Source organism: Bacillus cereus group sp. BfR-BA-01360, from assembly GCF_022663595.1.
Classification (GTDB): domain Bacteria; phylum Bacillota; class Bacilli; order Bacillales; family Bacillaceae_G; genus Bacillus_A; species Bacillus_A cytotoxicus.
In genome coordinates this window covers 35,931-53,654 of record NZ_JAKUFV010000007.1, presented here as the reverse complement: position 1 = coordinate 53,654, position 17,724 = coordinate 35,931, and the positions used below count along the sequence as shown (strand labels likewise).

Sequence of the window (17,724 nt, the reverse complement as noted above, 5' to 3'; positions counted from 1 at the left end):
TGCCCAAATTTAGGCGGTCTATTCTATAAAGCTTGTACATAAGTTGAAATAGAGAGGGTGATATTATGAATCGAGGCTTTTTTTATGTGAATTTCACAAGTGTTCGAAAGTTAATTTTATTTACTGTTAGTACACTGTTAGCGACTTTTTTTCTAATCGGAGTGGTAGTTACTTTATTGAAAGAAACAAAGTCAACCTATTTATATAATTGGTTAAATGAGCTGTCAATGAACGGATATATGTATGTGATTGGAAAGGAAAATCATTACTTTACACAGGAGTATCGTAATTTAAATCCGGATTTTTCTATTTCATCCTTTTTGTTTTCTGTAGCCACCAATATTCGATTCGACGATGTCCGAAGCTTTGTTGGGAGAGAACTTCCTGGTTTTGGAAAGTATGATACAGAAATTGTTATTGCAGGAGAAGGAACAAACTATTCTAATCTTCCAATCGAGTCGAGTGTTCCGCTTGAAGAAGTTGTGAAAGAACGGACTGGGGAAGCAGGACAAGTTCAGAAGAAAGATTCAAATGTAGAAAAGAAACAACCGGATCAAACAACGGGAGAACGAAAGGTTGCTTTTATTTATCATACGCATAGTTGGGAATCATTTTTACCGTTACTAAATTTAACAAATGATCCAAATCCAAATAAAGCGACAAGCTCGGTTACAAATATTTCAATACTAGGTGAACGGCTTCGAGAACAATTAGAAAACGAGGGAATAGGAGCAATTGAGGATAAAACAGATGTCGGGAAAAGACTAATTAGTAAAGGTCTAAATAGCAATAGTTCATATAAAGAATCACGTGAAATTGTACAGGAAGCGATGGCACGTAATAAAGAATTGCAATACTTTTTTGATTTGCACCGAGACAGTGCTCGGAAAAACGTAACGACAAAGGTGATTGGAGATAAATCGTATGCAAAGCTTGCATTTGTTATCGGAAAAGGAAATAAAAATTATGCAAAAAATTTACAATTGGCGACTGCACTGCATGAGGCTATTAATCAAAAGTATCCAGGAGTAAGTCGAGGCGTTATTCAAAAAGGATTTCAAACAGGGAATGGTGTCTACAATCAAGATTTATCAGGACAGGCGCTTTTAATTGAAGTAGGTGGTGTAGATAATACAGCTGACGAATTAAATCGTTCTATTGATGCGCTTGCGAAGGCATTTAGCGAATATTTTTGGCAAGCAGAGAAGGTAAATGGGTAGACGGAAGCATATAGTCTTGCGTCTTTTTTTCTTTTAGAAATAAATTAAGAAGTTCATCGAAATTTGTCTCTTTCTTCAAAAAGAAACAGACAGGAATTCCTTTATAAAAGATCGAAATTTTCTTTATAAACAATCTTTTCGCAGGATAAAAGGAACGGGATGATAGAGATGATTCGAGAAATCCGAGTAGAAGATGCAGAATCGTTTTTACAGTTGGGGAAGAAGTTAGATGAAGAAACTGCTTTTATGTTATTTGAACCAGGAGAACGGAAGATGACAGTAGAGCAGCAGCAAAAAATGATTGAACGATTTATAAACAATAACAATTCTACAATACTTGTAGCGACGCATGAAGAACAAATAATAGGATTTATTATAACGAATGGTATGGATGTCCAACGAAAAAAGCACGCCGTAACAATTGTCATTGGGATTTTACAACAGTATAGTGGACGTGGAATAGGAACAGCTTTGTTTAAAGAGATAGAAAAATGGGCAAGATTACATGATGTATGGCGTTTAGAGCTAACAGTAATAGCCCACAATACAAGAGCAAAGGCACTTTATAAGAAAGTAGGATTTGAACAGGAAGGGTTAAAAAAAGCTTCTCTTATTATTAATGGAAAGTGCGTCAATGAGTATTGCATGGCTAAATTATTAAAATAAGAGGTCGTTTTATGAAAAAAAGGTGGACCCTACTAGGTATTATAGTAGTTGTAATTATCGTTGGAGTATCGGGTATCAATTACAAAATATATAAGGAAAAGCAAGCGCAAGAAGTTAATGCGACTGTAATGTTTCCAAAATCTGAAGAAACAATTTCAAAGATGGAAGGAAATATCGCAGTTGTCAATAATGCGAATTCTATCCTTGTACTTGTAAATAAGAGTAGGCGGTTACCAGATCACTATAAGCCGCAAGATCTAGTTATTCCAAATGTACGTTTTTTAAGTGAAGGAAATCAAGAGAAAAAAAAGATGCGGAAAGAAGCGGCTGCAGCGCTGGAGAAAATGTTTCAACAAGGAGACAAGGAGCGGATATTTCTATTTGCAGCTTCTGGATTTAGATCGTTTGATCGGCAAAAGGCGCTAAATACCATGTATAAAATACAAGATGGAGAAGCGAAAACGGCGATGTCTAGTGCAGTTCCAGGAACGAGTGAACACCAAACAGGTCTCGCAATGGATATTACATCGCAATCTGCAAAATTTCAGTTAGAATCTGTCTTCGGAGAAACAAAAGAGGGGAAATGGCTGGCTAAAAATGCCCATAAATTTGGGTTTGTTATTAGATATACAAAAGAAAAAGAAGGAATTACAGGATATCGTTATGAACCTTGGCATGTACGGTATGTAGGAAACCCGCAAGCTACATATTTATATGAAAATAACCTCACCTTAGAAGAAGCGATGAAGTAATATAGTGAGGGGAGAAGATGAAATGGCCATGTTATATAAGAAGAAAGTATATGCATATATTACAAGGGAAAAAGAAGGAGTTATGCAGTTGCTTGTTTTTACACATCGTGATGTGCCAAAAGAGAGGATACAAATTCCTGGTGGTATAGTAAGGCCGGAAGAAAGTTTGGAAGCTGCTATATTACGTAAAGTAATGGAAGAAACGGGACTACGTCATTTGTATATTGAGCGTTTTATCGATGACTATATAATCTATGTGAAGGAAAGACAGGAGTACGAAAAACATCACTTTTTTCATATGTCATTGTTAACAAAGGTGAAGGATACATGGGAACATATAGTAACTAAAGAAAACCAAAGCGCAACATTTTGCTATGAATGGGTTGATATAGAGAGAGGTCCTGCATTAACAGGAAAGCAAGGTGAATTTATTTATCGTTTGCTTGAAGGGATGTATGTAAAATAAAGACAATCTGATGAAGTAAACCGCGCTCAATTTGTTAAAGGTAGAACTAACAAATTAGAGAAGCGGTTTTTTTATATGTTTTGAAAGGGAAACGTTTGAAATAAAGAGAGTATAAGTAGAAATAGATTGTTTTAAAAAGAAAATGAAATGGATTCATTTAGAAGATGTGATTAAGAACGCAACGTGTCATAAATGTTTTAAGTCGTATTGCATAATATGAAAAGAATAAAGAGAATAATTCATACTTGACATATAGGAATTGTAGGTATAACATGTAGATATGTTAATAGTTAGTAACTTAACATGAAAATAACTTAAATAGCTGATTGGACAACCAAAGGCACATATACCTTTCATTATTTACAAAGAGTGAAAGATATATGTGCCTTTTATAGTATGAAAGGGCTTAGGACGGAGGAGATATAAAACGATTGGGGATAAGAGGGAGGATTCATCACTTCGAACACTCTTCTATTACGGTTATAGAAATATCGGATGAAAAGAAGAGGAAAGAAAGTGATATGGTGAATCGTTGGTAACATCAGAAAAATAAAGTGTTTTCGCATTACGAATAATGTTGACAGGAGTGAAAAAAGAATGGGACATCCAACAATTTATCCAACAGGGGCAACGATTTATAATCCTAAAAAAGCATGGAATGGCTATACGATTTATCAAGCTGCAAATCTTGGTGCTTTGTTAATTGATATGAATGGAAAAGAGGTTCATTTATGGAAAGGGCTTCGTGGGTTCCCGAATAAGATATTACCAGGTGGATATGTTTTAGGTCATACAGCACAAAGGGATCCTAAATATGGATTTCAAGATGAAATTGATTTAGTGCAAGTTGATTGGGAAGGGAATATTGTTTGGAAATTTAATCATTTGGAATATATTGAAGACCCTGGTCATGATGCTCAGTGGATGGCCAGAGTACATCATGATTATCAGCGCGAAGGAAATCCTGTCGGTTACTATGCTCCTGAACTAAAGCCAAAAACAGAAAGGGGCAATACGTTGATTTTAGCTCATGAAAACGTATTGAAACACGAAATATCTGATAAGCCTTTATTAGATGATGTGATTATTGAAGTGGATTGGAAAGGAAATATTGTTTGGAAATGGGCGGCAAGTGATCATTTTGAAGAACTTGGATTTGAGGAAAGTGCAAAAAATGTTCTTTTCCGTAATCCAAATGTAAGATCATTTGGGGGGATTTCTGATGGGGATTGGCTACATATAAATTCTATGTCTACGATAGGCCCTAATAAATTCTATGACCAAGGAGACGAGCGCTTCCATCCAGACAATATTATTTGGGATGCTAGAGAAGCTAATATTATTGCGATTATTGATAAGAAATCTGGAAATATTGTTTGGAAGCTTGGTCCAGATTATTCAACACCAGATGTTAAACATTTAGGATGGATTATTGGGCAGCATCATGCTCATATTATTCCAAAAGGATTGCCAGGGGAAGGAAATTTACTTGTATTTGATAACGGTGGTTGGGCTGGCTATGGTCTCCCTAATCCAGCATCTCTATATGGTTTGAAAAATGCTGTTCGTGACCATTCGAGAATTTTAGAGATTAATCCAATAACACTTGAAATTGAGTGGCAATATACTTCAACTGAAGCTGGGTATCAAGCCCCTTTAGATTCGTATAGATTTTATAGTCCCTATATTAGTTCAGCACAAAGATTACCGAATGGTAACACGCTGATTACAGAAGGAGCAGATGGCCGAATTTTCGAAGTTACTCGTGAGCACGAGCTTGTATGGGAGTATATTTCTCCTTATAAAAATAACAGAAACTCAAATATGGTTTATCGCGCTTACCGTGTTCCATATGAATGGATACCACAATTAGAAAATCCGGTAGAGAAAGAAATTGCTCCTCTTGATATCGCAACATTTAGAGTGCCAAATGCTGCAACTATTGGTTCAGAATCTGTTGTCACTGTTGAAGGGACTATTTCCTATGAAGACGGAGCTTTCTGTGTACCGACACTAGATGAAACAAATAAAAAAGAGAATATATAAAGTATAGTATACATGAAGAATAACAAAGGAAGTGAGTGTTTAGGAACAATTTCCTAAGCACTCATAAAAACCGATAATCTACATTGTAAAGCAAGTAGTTAATAAGATAAGAAAGGTTATCTTCTATGAAGAATGTAACGGTTATTTAACATTGGGACAAATAATTGTGGAGGAAATATGTATGGCAAAACTAAAACGGATAGTATTAAGTTTATCCATGATTGCTAGTTTATCTATTGTAGGGTGCTCTAGTTCTACAAAAGAAGGTGCAGGAAATGCCAAAAATAACGAAAAAAAAACGGTGAAAATGGCTATAGATACAGCAGCTGGAGGATCTTTTCAATTTCGAGTTGCTGAGAAACAAGGATACTTTAAAAAAAATGAGATTCAAGCCCGATTATCAAACTTTGCTTATGGAATCGATACAGTCAATGCCATATTAACGGAACAGACTGATACTGGTCTTGCAGCTGACTACGCACTTTTAAACTCTTTAGGAAAAGGAGATATGGTCATAATTTCAACGCTTACCAGAGGAAACGAAAAATCGTTAAGAGATAATCAACTTCTCGTCCGAAGTAATATAAAGACAGAGAGCGACTTAAAAGGGAAAAAGTTAGGTGTGCCTAAAGGAACCGTAACGGAATATGTCTGGTCAAAATATTTAGAAGCTAAACATATTAATGAGAAGCATATTACATTTGTCCCATATAGTACACCAGATGAAGCGATTGTTGGTATGAAAAAAGGCGATATAGATGCTGTTTGGAGTTCTGGTGCAATGACTGATAAATTTAAGAGTATAAACGGGGTAAAAAAATTAGATGATTTAAAAAGCGCAGGTATTACCATTGATAGTTATTTGCTAGCGAAAAGGTCATTTGCTGAGAAGCACCCTGAAGCTGTCGAAAATATACTAAAAGCTCTTTCAGAAGGGATTCAATATGTGAAAAACAATAAGCAAGAAACTGCTAAGCTTGCTTTTGAACAGTTAAAATTACCAGAACAAGATGCATTAAAGGATATTGAGAAGCAAAATTATGTTCTTGGATTTACAAAAGAAGATAAAAAACATCTTGAAGATATGAAAACATGGCTAAAGAAAAAAGGGAAATTAAAAGATCAATATGAGTTGAAAGATAAACTGAATCTTGAACCACTTAAAAAGGCATTTCCTGAATCGGTTACTTATAAGTAAGAAGGGGTGAAGCGTGGTGAATATAGTAAGGAAAAAGGAAGGAATAAATTCCTCTGTCGCTATTGAAATTTCTGGACTATCTAAATCGTTTAACAATCATCACTTTATTTTAGAAGATGTAAATTTAACTATTCAAAAGGGGGAATTTTTTATATTGCTTGGTCCAAGTGGCTGCGGGAAATCTACATTATTGAGTATGATTGCTGGATTCATTGAAAAAACATACGGGAAATTGCTTGTTGATTGTGAGGAAGTGACAAAGCCCAGCAGGAATCGAGGTGTTGTTTTTCAGCAAGCAGATGCGGCGCTTTTTCCTTGGTTAACAGTAAAAGAAAATATTGAATTTGGATTGAAAATGAAAAAAGTAACAAAAGGTACTCGAAGTGAAATTTCAGCTCAATATATAAAACTAGTTGGTTTAGAAGGGCATGAAAGGAAATTTCCAAGAGAGCTTTCGGGAGGAATGAAACAGCGCGTGCAATTAGCAAGAGTTTTAGCCAATGACTCTGAATTTTTATTGATGGATGAACCATTTGGAGCGCTGGATGCAATGACTCGAAGAACGATGCAAACAGAGCTGGTTCGAGTTTGGAAAGAGACAAACAAAACGGTTATTTTTGTCACGCATGATATTCAAGAAGCGATATTACTAGGAGAACGAATTGGTATAATGTCTAAAGGACCTTCTTCAAAAATTGAAAAAATTTATCATATCCCTCTTTCATATCCAAGAAATTTCATAGATAAAGAATTTGGTCATTTTTACCAAAAGATTCAAGCTCATTTTGATTGAAAGGAGGAAAGAATATGAGAATTGTAAAGAATGAAAATTTAAGTCAAGTAGCTACATATCAAAAAAAGAATTTCAAAATGAATTTACAAAAGAGGTTGTTAAAAAGTGGGGTTATTGGCTGGCTGCTTGTTCTTGCGATTTGGAGTGTTGTAGCGAGTTTTTCCAATCCGCAATTTTTTCCAAGTCCAGAAGCGGTATTCTATGGTGCAATTGAACTGAGTCAAAATGGTTCTCTCGCTCTATATATTGGGATTAGCTTTTTAAGAGTCATTACTGGGTGGATATTAGGAAATCTTGTAGCTATTCCAATAGGGTTATTAATTGGGCGCATTCCATTTCTGAAAGCACTATTTGATCCCGTCATAAACTTTATTCGGTTTATTCCGCCACTTGCATTTATCACATTATTTATGCTTTGGTTTGGTATTGGCGAACAATCTAAAATCTTTCTTATTATGTATGCGACTGTCTTTATTGTAATTATTAATACAATTACTGGTGTGCAGGCTGTGGAAGAAGATAAGATTCGCTCTGCAAGAAGTATGGGAGCATCAGAATGGCAAATTATGCTTCATGTCATCATCCCAGCTTCACTTCCATATATGTATACTGGTGCAAAGCTTGCAATGGGATCATCTTTCATGGCCATTGTTGGAGCTGAAATGGTTGCGGCTAATGAAGGAATTGGTTATATGATTTGGAATTCCCGGCTATATTTTAAAACAGATTGGATTTTTGTTGGGTTGGTTATACTCGGATTGATGGGATTCTTTATGGACCGTGTATTTCAACAATTCGGAAATTTCTTCTTGAAAAAATATTATGTTGTGAAAAAATAAAACATACGAATCTGAGTCCACTGCAAAAGGCCATTTATGAATAGACAATGGTTTGAGGGGTTAAGAGAGAGGGGATCTTCCACCAGTTGATTATGTATTTTTATATATTTATAAAAAGGAGTCTATCACCTACTATATACAGGCGATAGACTCCTTTTTTACACTCAGCATTTTGATGAGATACGTGCTATTTTTGCAAATTGGCCACTTTTTCAATGCCTTCACTACCTTAGAGTTATTTATTTATTCGGAAAAACATGAGATATTCTTTCCGAATAAATAATTATCTTTATATTCATGTTAATTTGTAAACGAAAATTTTGAAAGAATTTTATTTTTTGTAACTTTTACACAAGGGTTTTTAATGTATAATAAGAAATATATTAATATATGACTTTATTGATGATTATTGTAACAGTGAATATCTATAGTAGCTTTCAGTCAATAGTCAACCATATCCCGTATAGAGCATGATGAACGAAAGAACTGATTTATTTGTAAGGAAATTACTGCCCGTGAATAGTGGGATAAACCATTCTTTTTTTCATATACATATAGAAAATAGAAAGCGAGGGTTGTATATGGCCGCATGGGTTGTTTGGTTTATTATAGCTGGAATTTTATTTATCGCTGAGATGTTATCCATTACTTTTTATATGCTTTGGCTTGGGATAGGAGCGGTTGTCGGAGGTCTTATTGCACTGTTTGCTCCAGAAGCATTATTTCTACAAGTTGTTGCAGGGGCAGTTGTAAGTTTGACATTGACTTTCTTTACAAAGAGAATTTCTAAAAATTTTCGAGAAGCAAAAGGATTTACTGATACTGTTGATAAACTTGAGGGGAGAAAGGGGATTATTACAAAGGCGATTACAAATGAAGAGAATGGAATTGTGAAAGTAGATGGGGACACTTGGACTGCTATTTCTGATGTGCCTATTTCAATTGGGGAGAAAGTCATTGTTATAAAGAGGAATAGTACAGTTTTATATGTGAAAAAGGAGAGTGAATAAGAGTGGTAGCATTAACATTAACGATTATTTTTGCATTGATTGTTATTATATTTATCGCGTTAACGATTAAAATTATTCCACAGCAAAAGGTGGGAGTCGTTGAAAGATTTGGTAAATTTCGATGTGTTCTGAATCCGGGATTAAACCTTATCGTTCCAATTGTTGATCGTGTTCGTGTTTATCATGATTTACGTATTCAACAAACGAATGTGCCACCGCAAAAAGTAATTACACGTGATAACGTACAAGTAGAAATCGATACAATTATCTTTTATCAAATTGTTGAACCAGAACTTGCAACATATGGTATTTCAAATTATGAATACGGTGTTCGTAATATTACATCTGCAACAATGCGTCAAATCATTGGGAAAATGGAATTGGATGAAACTTTATCAGGACGTGAGAAAATTTCAACAGAAATTCGTCTAGCTCTTGATGAAGCAACAGAAAAATGGGGCGTCCGTATCGAACGTGTAGAGGTAGTTGATATTAATCCTCCAAAAGATGTGCAAGCAGCAATGGAAAAACAAATGAAAGCAGAGCGTAATAAGCGTGCTATTATTTTAGAAGCAGAAGCTGCGAGACAAGATAAAGTACTTCGAGCAGAAGGGGAAAAACAAAGTAAAATATTAATGGCTGAAGGGGATAAGGAAGCGCGGATTCGAGAAGCGGAAGGTGTAAGAGAAGCGAAAGAGCTAGAGGCACAAGGGGAAGCGAAAGCGATTGAAATCATCGCAAAAGCGGAACAAAATCGCATTCAATTCATACGAGAAGCTAATTTAGATGAACGTATTCTTGCGTATAAATCGTTCGAATCATTAGCTGAAGTAGCAAAAGGACCAGCTAATAAAGTATTTATCCCTTCAAATGCAATTGAAACACTTGGAACTCTTGGTGCAATTGGAGAAATCTTTAAAGAAAAACAAGCGAAGACATCGCCTTCTTCTGACGCGCCAAAAGAGCAATAATAAGAAGAAAGAGAAATGGGTTTCCATTTCTCTTTCTGTAGTTTGAAGTGAAAGAGAAAACATGATAGGATTTTATTTTGGCAATATTGAAAAAAGGGATGAGATCATGATGCAAATACTATTAATCGGCACGGGGAATCAGAAGCAGATATTTGACATGTACATGAGGGACGAGCAGACTTTGAACTAACGGAGAAAGGAAGAGAGCAAGTTGCAAAGTTAGTCCAAAAAGTAAAAAGTGAATTTCCTCCAGATTACATATGAGCTAGTATATTGAAAAGAGCTAAGGAAACTGCGGAAACTTTGGCAGAAGCAGTTGGATGTCCGGTGAAATTTGAAGAAGAATTAATGGAGTTTAATAACGGTGTACAGGCTGGGCTGTCTTTTGAAGAAGCAAAAAAATACCCAGAGTCAAAATATCTTTATGATCTCTTTGAAAATGGGGAATCTTTTATAGAGTTTCGCATGAGAATTGAGACGATATTTTCAAAGATTGTAACGGAAAATACCCATGAAAGAATTGCGATTGTAGCCCATGGTGGAGTAATTACTTGTATATTGAGTGCTTTTTTTCAAATGCCAATAAATAAAGATTATTACTTTAAAATGGGGGATACGGGAATCAGTTTGCTTGAATTGACAGGAAAGCAAAGAATGGTTCACTTTATGAATGATGCAAGTCATCTAGAAATAAGAGCTTGATAAGAATAGGAAAAAGATTCTATAGTTGCTTTATCCGAGTAGGAAATTTACTCGAACAAAGCAACTGAAGGATCTTGAATATGTTCGGTTACTAACATGTGAATTTGAGCCCGATGATGATAAACGTGTGCAATGATTTCAAGTAACCATTCGAATCGGGAATAAGAAACACCCCAATATGCAGTTGTGATATGTGCTAACTCTTCGTGTGAATAAGATAGAAACGTTTCAGAAAGAAGATCATATCCCTGAAGCATGGTTTGCTGTATTTCATGAATGGTTTTTGGTGTATGTTTACGATAAAAAGTATGTAATTCCTCTTGTGGAGTCTCATTTAAAATGAGTAAATCTGCATGACAAATAAGAGCAAGGTGAGCATACATTTCAAATAACGATCGCTTATGTTGAATTGGTTTTATGTTTAAATCTGATTCAGTGAGTTGATTCAGCATTTTGATAGATGTATGAATCGCAATTTTTAGTTGATGTAAGGCAGCTTGAACAAACATTGTAATTCTCCTCATCTCCGTATATAATAGTTTTCTGAGAGCATTATATCATACTTAAAATTCAGAAGATTCTAGTAGTTTGACTAGAAAAATGAAAAGTATTATATTGTAAAAGGTCGTATGAAACGAGAAATAGAATCGAAAGCAATTATTGAGTTAGGAGTTTAGACCAATGAGTTCGAGATATGGAAGAAATACAATTGTTGAAGTGAATTTAGATGCTATTAAACATAATGTGAAAGAATTTAAAAAGAGAATTCATAATGAAAATATCACGATGATGGCAGCTGTAAAAGCAAATGCATATGGACATGGAGCAGTGGAAGTCGCAAAAGCAGCGACTGAAGCAGGTGTTCAGCAACTTGCTGTTGCATTTGTAGATGAAGGAATTGAGCTACGTGAAGCAGGTGTGACAGTTCCAATTTTAGTTTTAGGATATACACCTGTAGAAGCTGCTCAAGATGCAATCGAATATGATATTATGATGACGGTATATAGAATAGAAGAATTATCAAGTATAAATGAAATTGCGAAACAGCTTCAAACGAAAGCACGTGTTCATGTGAAGATTGATACCGGTATGAGTCGTATCGGTTTACAAGAAGAGGAAGTTGCTCCTTTTTTAAAAGAATTACAAAAGATGAATCATATAGAAGTAGAAGGAATGTATACGCATTACTCTACAGCTGATGAATTGGATAAAACATATACGAATATGCAGACAAAGTTGTTTGAGAAAGCGGTGAATACGGCGAAAGAACTAGGAATGCCAATCCCTTATATTCACAGTTCTAATAGTGCAGGATCAATGGAACTTAGCAATACGTTTCAAAATATGGTTCGCGTTGGGATTGGGATTTACGGTATGTACCCTTCAAGAGAAGTAGATCATACAGTTGTATCTTTGCAGCCAGCATTATCGTTAAAATCGAAAGTAGCTCATATTAAACGTGCGAAAAAAAATCGTGGTGTGAGTTATGGGAATACGTATATGACAACAGGTGAAGAATGGATTGCAACCGTTCCGATTGGTTATGCGGATGGTTACAATCGCCAGTTATCAAATAAAGGTCATGCATTAATCAATGGTATTCGTGTACCTGTTCTTGGACGTGTATGTATGGACCAATTAATGCTTGATGTTACAAAGGCGATGCCTGTACGTGTAGGTGATGAAGTAGTTTTCTACGGGAAACAAGGTGATGAAGAAATTTCGGTTGAGGAAGTTGCAGATTTATTAGATACAATTAACTATGAAGTGACTTGTATGTTAGATCGAAGAATTCCACGCGCTTATAAAGAAAATGGTGAAACAACTGCGGTTGTGAATATATTAAGAAAAAATAACTAAGAAAAAGGACTGAGTTGCAGCAATGTAATTTAGTCCTTTTTCATTTTTAAAACTCAATATGTATATTAGAAAGCTGTTGTAATCTACAATAATTAAAAATTAAGAAGGATGTTGTAACCATTCATCTAAATCAATATTCCCTTGAACGGATAGTAATCGATATAAGTATCGATATGGTGCTCTGCATTGTGTTACATCAGGAATGGGCATGATTGTTTCGTAACCTTTTTGGAAAGCACGAGCCTCAATTTTCTCTATTTCTATAGGAATTATCTAAATCATATTTTTCAATTTTTTTGTATGATTAGTAGGGGCATAATAAGGAATTCATAAATTGTGTTGAATGGGAAATTAGATATATATAAAGAATATAATGTTGAAAAATAGATGTGTAAAGTGGAAAAGAGTATGATTATACAAATATTTCTCAATAATAAAAGTGGTTTGAATATATAAAAAGTTAATAGATTATCATATATAATAAATGACAAATCATTAATAATATTAATTATTAAGTTAACTCTGTTAATAATTAAGAAAGGAGAATATGATGGCGAAAGTTCTTGTAATTCATTTTCCGGGAGAAGGGCATATCAATCCGACATTGGCAGTGCTAAGTGAATTAATAAAAAGAGGCGAAAAAGTTGTTTCGTATTGTATTGAAGAGTATCGAAATAAAATTGAAACGACAGGTGTTGAATTTCGAATATATGAAAATTTTCTTCCTGAAATCAATATTATGGAGCGAATAAAACAAGGGAATAGCCCTCTAGAGATGTTGGCAAAGATGGTTGAAGCTACTGATCGTATTGTAGAGAATATTCTAGAGGAAATAAAAGAAGAACAATATGATTATTTAATTTATGATAATCATTTTGCAGTCGGATACATTTTGGCGAAAACCTTGCAGGTACCAAAAATTTCTTCTTGTACAACTTTTGCTTTTAATAAAGAAACCTCTCTTCATGATAAAAATGAACGTAGACAAATAGATGAAAGTTCTCCGCTTTATCAGTCTTGTGTATTAGGTATGAAAAAATGGGAAGAAAAATATGGAGTCAAATGCAATGACTTATTGGATATTATGAATCATCCAGGAGATATTACGATTGTCTATACGTCAAAACAATATCAACCTTACGCTCATACATTTGATGAATCATATAAATTTGTTGGACCTTCAATCGCACCGCGTAAAGATGTGGAAAGCTTTCCACTCAAATTTTCAAAAAAGAAGCCAGTCCTTTTTATTTCGATGGGAACGATTTTTAACCAACAACCAGAACTATATGAAACATGTTTCAAAGCATTTCGAGATTTAAATGTAACTGTGGTGTTAGTAGTGGGGAGGAAAATAAATATCAGTCAATTTGAAGAAATTCCAGCGAATTTTAATGTGTATAACTATGTACCACAATTAGAAATATTACAACATACAGATGTATTTATTACACATGGAGGAATGAATAGTTCTAGTGAGGCGTTATATTATGGAGTTCCACTTGTTGTCATTCCCGTTATGGGGGATCAACCTTTTGTGGCAAAACGAGTCGAAGAATTAGGAGCAGGAATTCAGTTGGATCGTACAAATATAACCCCTGAAATATTACGTGAAGCGGTAGAAATGATACTAGATAATAAAAGTTTTAGAGAAAAAAGTCGTAAAATAGGGGAATCTTTACACGCGGCAGGTGGATATAGACGAGCTGTCGATGAAATTGTAACATTCACCTCAGGTGCTATGCATAAATCATGCTTTCAATTAAAAAATAGTAAGTGACAACTAGAAATCTACTCTAATGAAAATGTATAGAAAACGGAGTGATTTTGATGTCAAAAGTACTTGTAATAAATTTTCCAGCAGAAGGTCATATTAACCCGACAATAGCTCTTGTCAAAGAGCTTGTGGATAGAGGGGAAGAGGTTATTTACTATTGTGAGGAAGAATATCGTTCTAAATTACAAAATACTGGTGTTGAATTTCGAAATTATAAGGATTATTTGAAGGAAATTCGTTTGCAAAACAGAATGAAGGATATGTTTAATCCAGTGCAAATGATATATAGATTCTTAAATGCAACTGAAAAGGCGCTTCCTTTTCTTTTGGAAGAGATGAGCTGTGAAAAGTTTGATTATATCATTTACGACCAACATTTTTTGTTAGGGAGAATTTTAGCTGAAATCCTACAATTACCAACGATAGCTTCTTGTACAACATTTGCAATCAGCAAAGAGATGGTTGCGGAATTATCTGCCCCAAAAAGTAAAGTAGATTCAGCTTTATATAAGGAATGTCAAAAGATTTTAGATAGAATCCGAAATCGCTATAGACTGCAAATTACTTCTATGAAACAACTTTTTTATTATGAGAGTGCTATGACATTCGTTTTTACTTCTGAATATTTCCAGCCACACGCAGAGCAATTTCATAGTAATGTGAAGTTTATAGGTCCTTCTATCATTGCACGTGAGGAGAGAGTGGAATTTCCATTTGATAAGCTAATAGGAAAAGAAGTAATTTACTTGTCAATGGGAACGGAGCTGAATCAACAGATCGAACTATATAACACATGTTTCCGTGCTTTAGAAGAATTTGATGGAGTAGTTGTAATTTCTGTTGGTAAGGACACGGATATGACGAAACTTACAAATATTCCATCTCATTTTATTGTGCGTCCTTACGTTCCACAACTAGAAGTCTTAAAATATACGAATGTATTTATTACACATGGTGGTATGAACAGCGTGAATGAAGGGCTTTATTATGATACACCACTTCTTGTGTTACCAATTACAAATGATCAACCTCTTGTAGCAAAACGGGTTGAAGAATTAAATGCTGGTATTGTTTTAGATTATCAGAATATCACACCAGCTGCATTGCAAAAGGCGGTAAGTCATCTCCTTAATAATAAAATTTATAAAGAGGGAAGTAGAACAGTAGGGTTAAGTTTACGGAAAGCAGGAGGATATCAAAAAGCAGTAGATGAAATAATGAAATTTAAAAAAGAGATGCTATCTCGTTCTTTTTGAAATAAATAGAAGATTCTTATTCAACGGAAACAAATGAAGTAAAAAGTTTAGAAATATCATCACGTTCAAAAAACTAACATAATCAAGTATGAAAAGCTGCTTTTGCAATTATTGTTGCAAAAAACAGCTTTTTTTAGTAAACCAAGCTTCTTTTAATAATGTTACAACAGTTTCAATTGCATTGACTGGTATCCCTCCGAATCCTAGTAGAACGTAAGGTTCTCTTTGTAAATCATAGATTGAATCGTATATGGATAAAGGATAAACTTTTACACATTTTTCAGCAGCTGATTGAATGAGTTCGTGCTCATTCATGCCATTATGAACATGGAGCACAATATGAAGCCCAGATTGCTCTCCAAGTATATTAACATCTGCACCCATTTGATTTCTAATGGATTTCACTAATGTATGATGTTTTTTCTTATATAGTGTACGAACACGGTTTAAATGTCGATCCCAGTCTCCTTTTTGCATGAAGTGAGCAAGAGCAAGTTGTTGTAATTTGGAAACGGTTTGTTTAAAAATGCCACCAAGCTTGTTGTAAGTTTCTAAAAGATGATTCGGAAGAACGATATACCCCATTCTTAAAGATGGTAAAAATGATTTTGAAAAAGTACCCATGTAAATGACGCGTTCATTTGTATCAAGTCCTTGCAGTGAGGGAATGGGTTTGCCAATATAGCGAAATTCTCCATCGTAATCATCTTCAATAATATAGCCATCCTGATCGTTTGCCCATTTTAATAACTCTAGTCTCCTTGATAGTGGCATAATCATCCCATATGGAAATTGATGAGAAGGTGTAACATAAGCAACATTTGCATCACAATTGCTGAGAAATGAAATGTCTATTCCTTTTTCATCTAACGGAGTAGGGTGAATAGGAAGACCACAGCTTTGGATAATAGCTTTTACACGATGAAATCCAGGGTTTTCTATTGCATATACTTTTTGTCGTCCAAGCAGTTGAATAAGCAACCAAAGAAGTGGCTGTATACCAGCGCCAACAATGATTTGATTGGGCGAAGAGTGAACTCCGCGAGCGTGATATAAATATTTTGAAATATGAGTACGAAGTATAAGCTCTCCTTGCGGGTCTTCTTTTGTAAATAAGTCGTTTTCATATTGTAGTAAGCATTCTTGAAGTGCCTTTTTCCAATTTGAGAGAGGAAAGGCTGTTTGATCAATATTTCCTTGACTACAATCAAAATAGATTTGTTTGTTTGAGACTTTTTCAAATGGATAAGGGGGAATTTGTTGTTTATATGAAATCACATTTGCATCTATTTCAGCGACAAATATACCACGCTTTGGCTTACTGTCCACATATCCTTCTGCAGACAATTGCTGATACGCTGACTCAATTGTAATGCGGCTAACTCCAAGCTGTAATGCTAAGTTTCGATGAGAAGGAAGACGTGTCCCAGCAGGAAGAGTGCCTTTACAAATTTCTTGTTTTATAAATTCGTAAATTTGTATATAAATAGGTGTTCGACTTTCTACTTGTAGAGGAATGATTAAATCCATAGTATTTGCTCTCCTTCAATAACTGGCCTTGTAAAAAAGAAATGAACTGTCACTTAAATGAAGGCCAGTTTCGATTTAAAGTAATGATATAACATTCAGAAAGTTTTATAAATAGTTAGGGGAGATCGGATGAATATTATCGAAATAAAAACAGAAGAACAATTAGAGGAGGTATTACCCGTTTTACAACAATTACGAACGACTCTTACAAAAGAGGAAGCACGGGTTTTATTTCGCCGGATGAAAGAAGAACATTATCAGCTATTTTCTTTAATGAACGAAAATGGTGAAGCGGTTAGTCTTGCTGGTGTAGCTGTGGGTACGAACTTTTATAATAACAAGCATGTTTTTGTATATGACCTTGTAACAGCGGAAACGTACCGATCAAAAGGATATGGTGAAACATTACTCTCATATATAGAGCGATGGGGAAAAGAACAAGGCTGTAAGTGCATTGCTCTGACATCATCTATGCAGCGTGTAGATGCACATCGTTTTTATGAAAGAGCAAAATATAAAAAAGTGAGTTATTCGTTCTGGAAGGAATTAAAATAAAGAAGGGGCATCTTTAAGCTCCTTCTTTATTTTTGATATCGAATTTTTATTTCATTTAATGTCTTACTTCGTTCATCTTCGAA

16 protein-coding genes and 2 pseudogenes are annotated in these 17,724 nt (G+C 34.7%); 15 read left to right on the top strand and 3 right to left on the bottom strand.

Annotated elements, in window-relative coordinates; translation table 11 throughout:
- Window positions 1-65 precede the first annotated feature (65 nt).
- The 11 genes and pseudogenes from spoIIP to MR056_RS08795 all read left to right on the top strand — a co-directional run bounded on the left by spoIIP (window position 66) and on the right by MR056_RS08795 (window position 10,663).
- On the top strand, window positions 66-1,220 hold the full coding sequence (gene spoIIP / locus MR056_RS08845; protein WP_012094041.1) for a stage II sporulation protein P: 1,155 nt from the start codon (window positions 66-68) through the stop codon (window positions 1,218-1,220).
- 159 nt (window positions 1,221-1,379) lie between these two features.
- On the top strand, window positions 1,380-1,886 hold the full coding sequence (locus MR056_RS08840; protein WP_087098526.1) for a GNAT family N-acetyltransferase: 507 nt from the start codon (window positions 1,380-1,382) through the stop codon (window positions 1,884-1,886).
- Window positions 1,887-1,897: 11 nt separating this feature from the next.
- The gene (locus MR056_RS08835; protein WP_048722826.1) at window positions 1,898-2,638 is read left to right on the top strand and encodes a M15 family metallopeptidase; all 741 of its coding nucleotides are present in this window, start codon (window positions 1,898-1,900) and stop codon (window positions 2,636-2,638) included.
- A gap of 22 nt (window positions 2,639-2,660) precedes the next feature.
- Window positions 2,661-3,104 carry an NUDIX domain-containing protein gene (locus MR056_RS08830; protein WP_087098528.1) on the top strand — a complete coding sequence of 148 codons (444 nt, stop codon included), beginning with the start codon at window positions 2,661-2,663 and terminating at the stop codon, window positions 3,102-3,104.
- A gap of 597 nt (window positions 3,105-3,701) precedes the next feature.
- On the top strand, window positions 3,702-5,150 hold the full coding sequence (locus tag MR056_RS08825) for an aryl-sulfate sulfotransferase (RefSeq protein WP_087098530.1): 1,449 nt from the start codon (window positions 3,702-3,704) through the stop codon (window positions 5,148-5,150).
- Between the two features lie 181 nt (window positions 5,151-5,331).
- Entirely contained in the window at window positions 5,332-6,348 is a 1,017-nt protein-coding gene (locus tag MR056_RS08820) for an ABC transporter substrate-binding protein (protein ID WP_087098532.1), read from the top strand.
- 16 nt (window positions 6,349-6,364) lie between these two features.
- A complete protein-coding gene (locus tag MR056_RS08815; RefSeq protein ID WP_375293710.1) occupies window positions 6,365-7,141 on the top strand; it encodes an ABC transporter ATP-binding protein in 777 nt (258 codons plus the stop codon).
- Window positions 7,142-7,155: 14 nt separating this feature from the next.
- Window positions 7,156-7,980, top strand: a complete 825-nt coding sequence (locus MR056_RS08810; RefSeq protein ID WP_087098536.1) for an ABC transporter permease — start codon at window positions 7,156-7,158, stop codon at window positions 7,978-7,980.
- Between the two features lie 581 nt (window positions 7,981-8,561).
- Window positions 8,562-8,990: an NfeD family protein gene (locus MR056_RS08805; protein ID WP_012094045.1), complete on the top strand. Its 429-nt coding sequence runs from the start codon at window positions 8,562-8,564 to the stop codon at window positions 8,988-8,990.
- Window positions 8,991-8,992: 2 nt separating this feature from the next.
- Window positions 8,993-9,961: an SPFH domain-containing protein gene (locus MR056_RS08800; RefSeq protein ID WP_012094046.1), complete on the top strand. Its 969-nt coding sequence runs from the start codon at window positions 8,993-8,995 to the stop codon at window positions 9,959-9,961.
- 109 nt (window positions 9,962-10,070) lie between these two features.
- Window positions 10,071-10,663: pseudogene (locus MR056_RS08795) on the top strand (histidine phosphatase family protein).
- A gap of 47 nt (window positions 10,664-10,710) precedes the next feature.
- Here MR056_RS08795 and MR056_RS08790 read toward each other — a convergent pair.
- Window positions 10,711-11,172 carry a DinB family protein gene (locus MR056_RS08790; RefSeq protein ID WP_012094047.1) on the bottom strand — a complete coding sequence of 154 codons (462 nt, stop codon included), beginning with the start codon at window positions 11,170-11,172 and terminating at the stop codon, window positions 10,711-10,713.
- A gap of 172 nt (window positions 11,173-11,344) precedes the next feature.
- Between MR056_RS08790 and alr the strand changes: the two genes are divergently transcribed.
- Entirely contained in the window at window positions 11,345-12,523 is a 1,179-nt protein-coding gene (gene alr, locus MR056_RS08785) for an alanine racemase (protein WP_012094048.1), read from the top strand.
- A gap of 99 nt (window positions 12,524-12,622) precedes the next feature.
- On the opposite strand, the pseudogene MR056_RS08780 reads toward alr, so the two are convergent.
- Window positions 12,623-12,769: pseudogene (locus MR056_RS08780) on the bottom strand (nitrate reductase); the annotation flags it as partial.
- A 304-nt stretch (window positions 12,770-13,073) separates the two neighbouring features.
- Between MR056_RS08780 and MR056_RS08775 the strand changes: the two are divergent.
- Together MR056_RS08775 and MR056_RS08770 are read left to right on the top strand one after the other, a co-directional pair.
- Window positions 13,074-14,303, top strand: a complete 1,230-nt coding sequence (locus MR056_RS08775; protein WP_012094050.1) for a macrolide family glycosyltransferase — start codon at window positions 13,074-13,076, stop codon at window positions 14,301-14,303.
- 50 nt (window positions 14,304-14,353) lie between these two features.
- On the top strand, window positions 14,354-15,556 hold the full coding sequence (locus tag MR056_RS08770) for a macrolide family glycosyltransferase (protein ID WP_012094051.1): 1,203 nt from the start codon (window positions 14,354-14,356) through the stop codon (window positions 15,554-15,556).
- A 108-nt stretch (window positions 15,557-15,664) separates the two neighbouring features.
- Here the strand turns inward: MR056_RS08770 and pdxR are convergent, their stop codons facing one another.
- Complete coding sequence (pdxR, locus tag MR056_RS08765; protein ID WP_012094052.1) at window positions 15,665-17,086, bottom strand: MocR-like pyridoxine biosynthesis transcription factor PdxR; 1,422 nt, start codon at window positions 17,084-17,086, stop codon at window positions 15,665-15,667.
- 129 nt (window positions 17,087-17,215) lie between these two features.
- Between pdxR and MR056_RS08760 the strand changes: the two genes are divergently transcribed.
- Window positions 17,216-17,641, top strand: a complete 426-nt coding sequence (locus MR056_RS08760) for a GNAT family N-acetyltransferase (protein ID WP_048722839.1) — start codon at window positions 17,216-17,218, stop codon at window positions 17,639-17,641.
- Window positions 17,642-17,724: the final 83 nt, after the last annotated feature.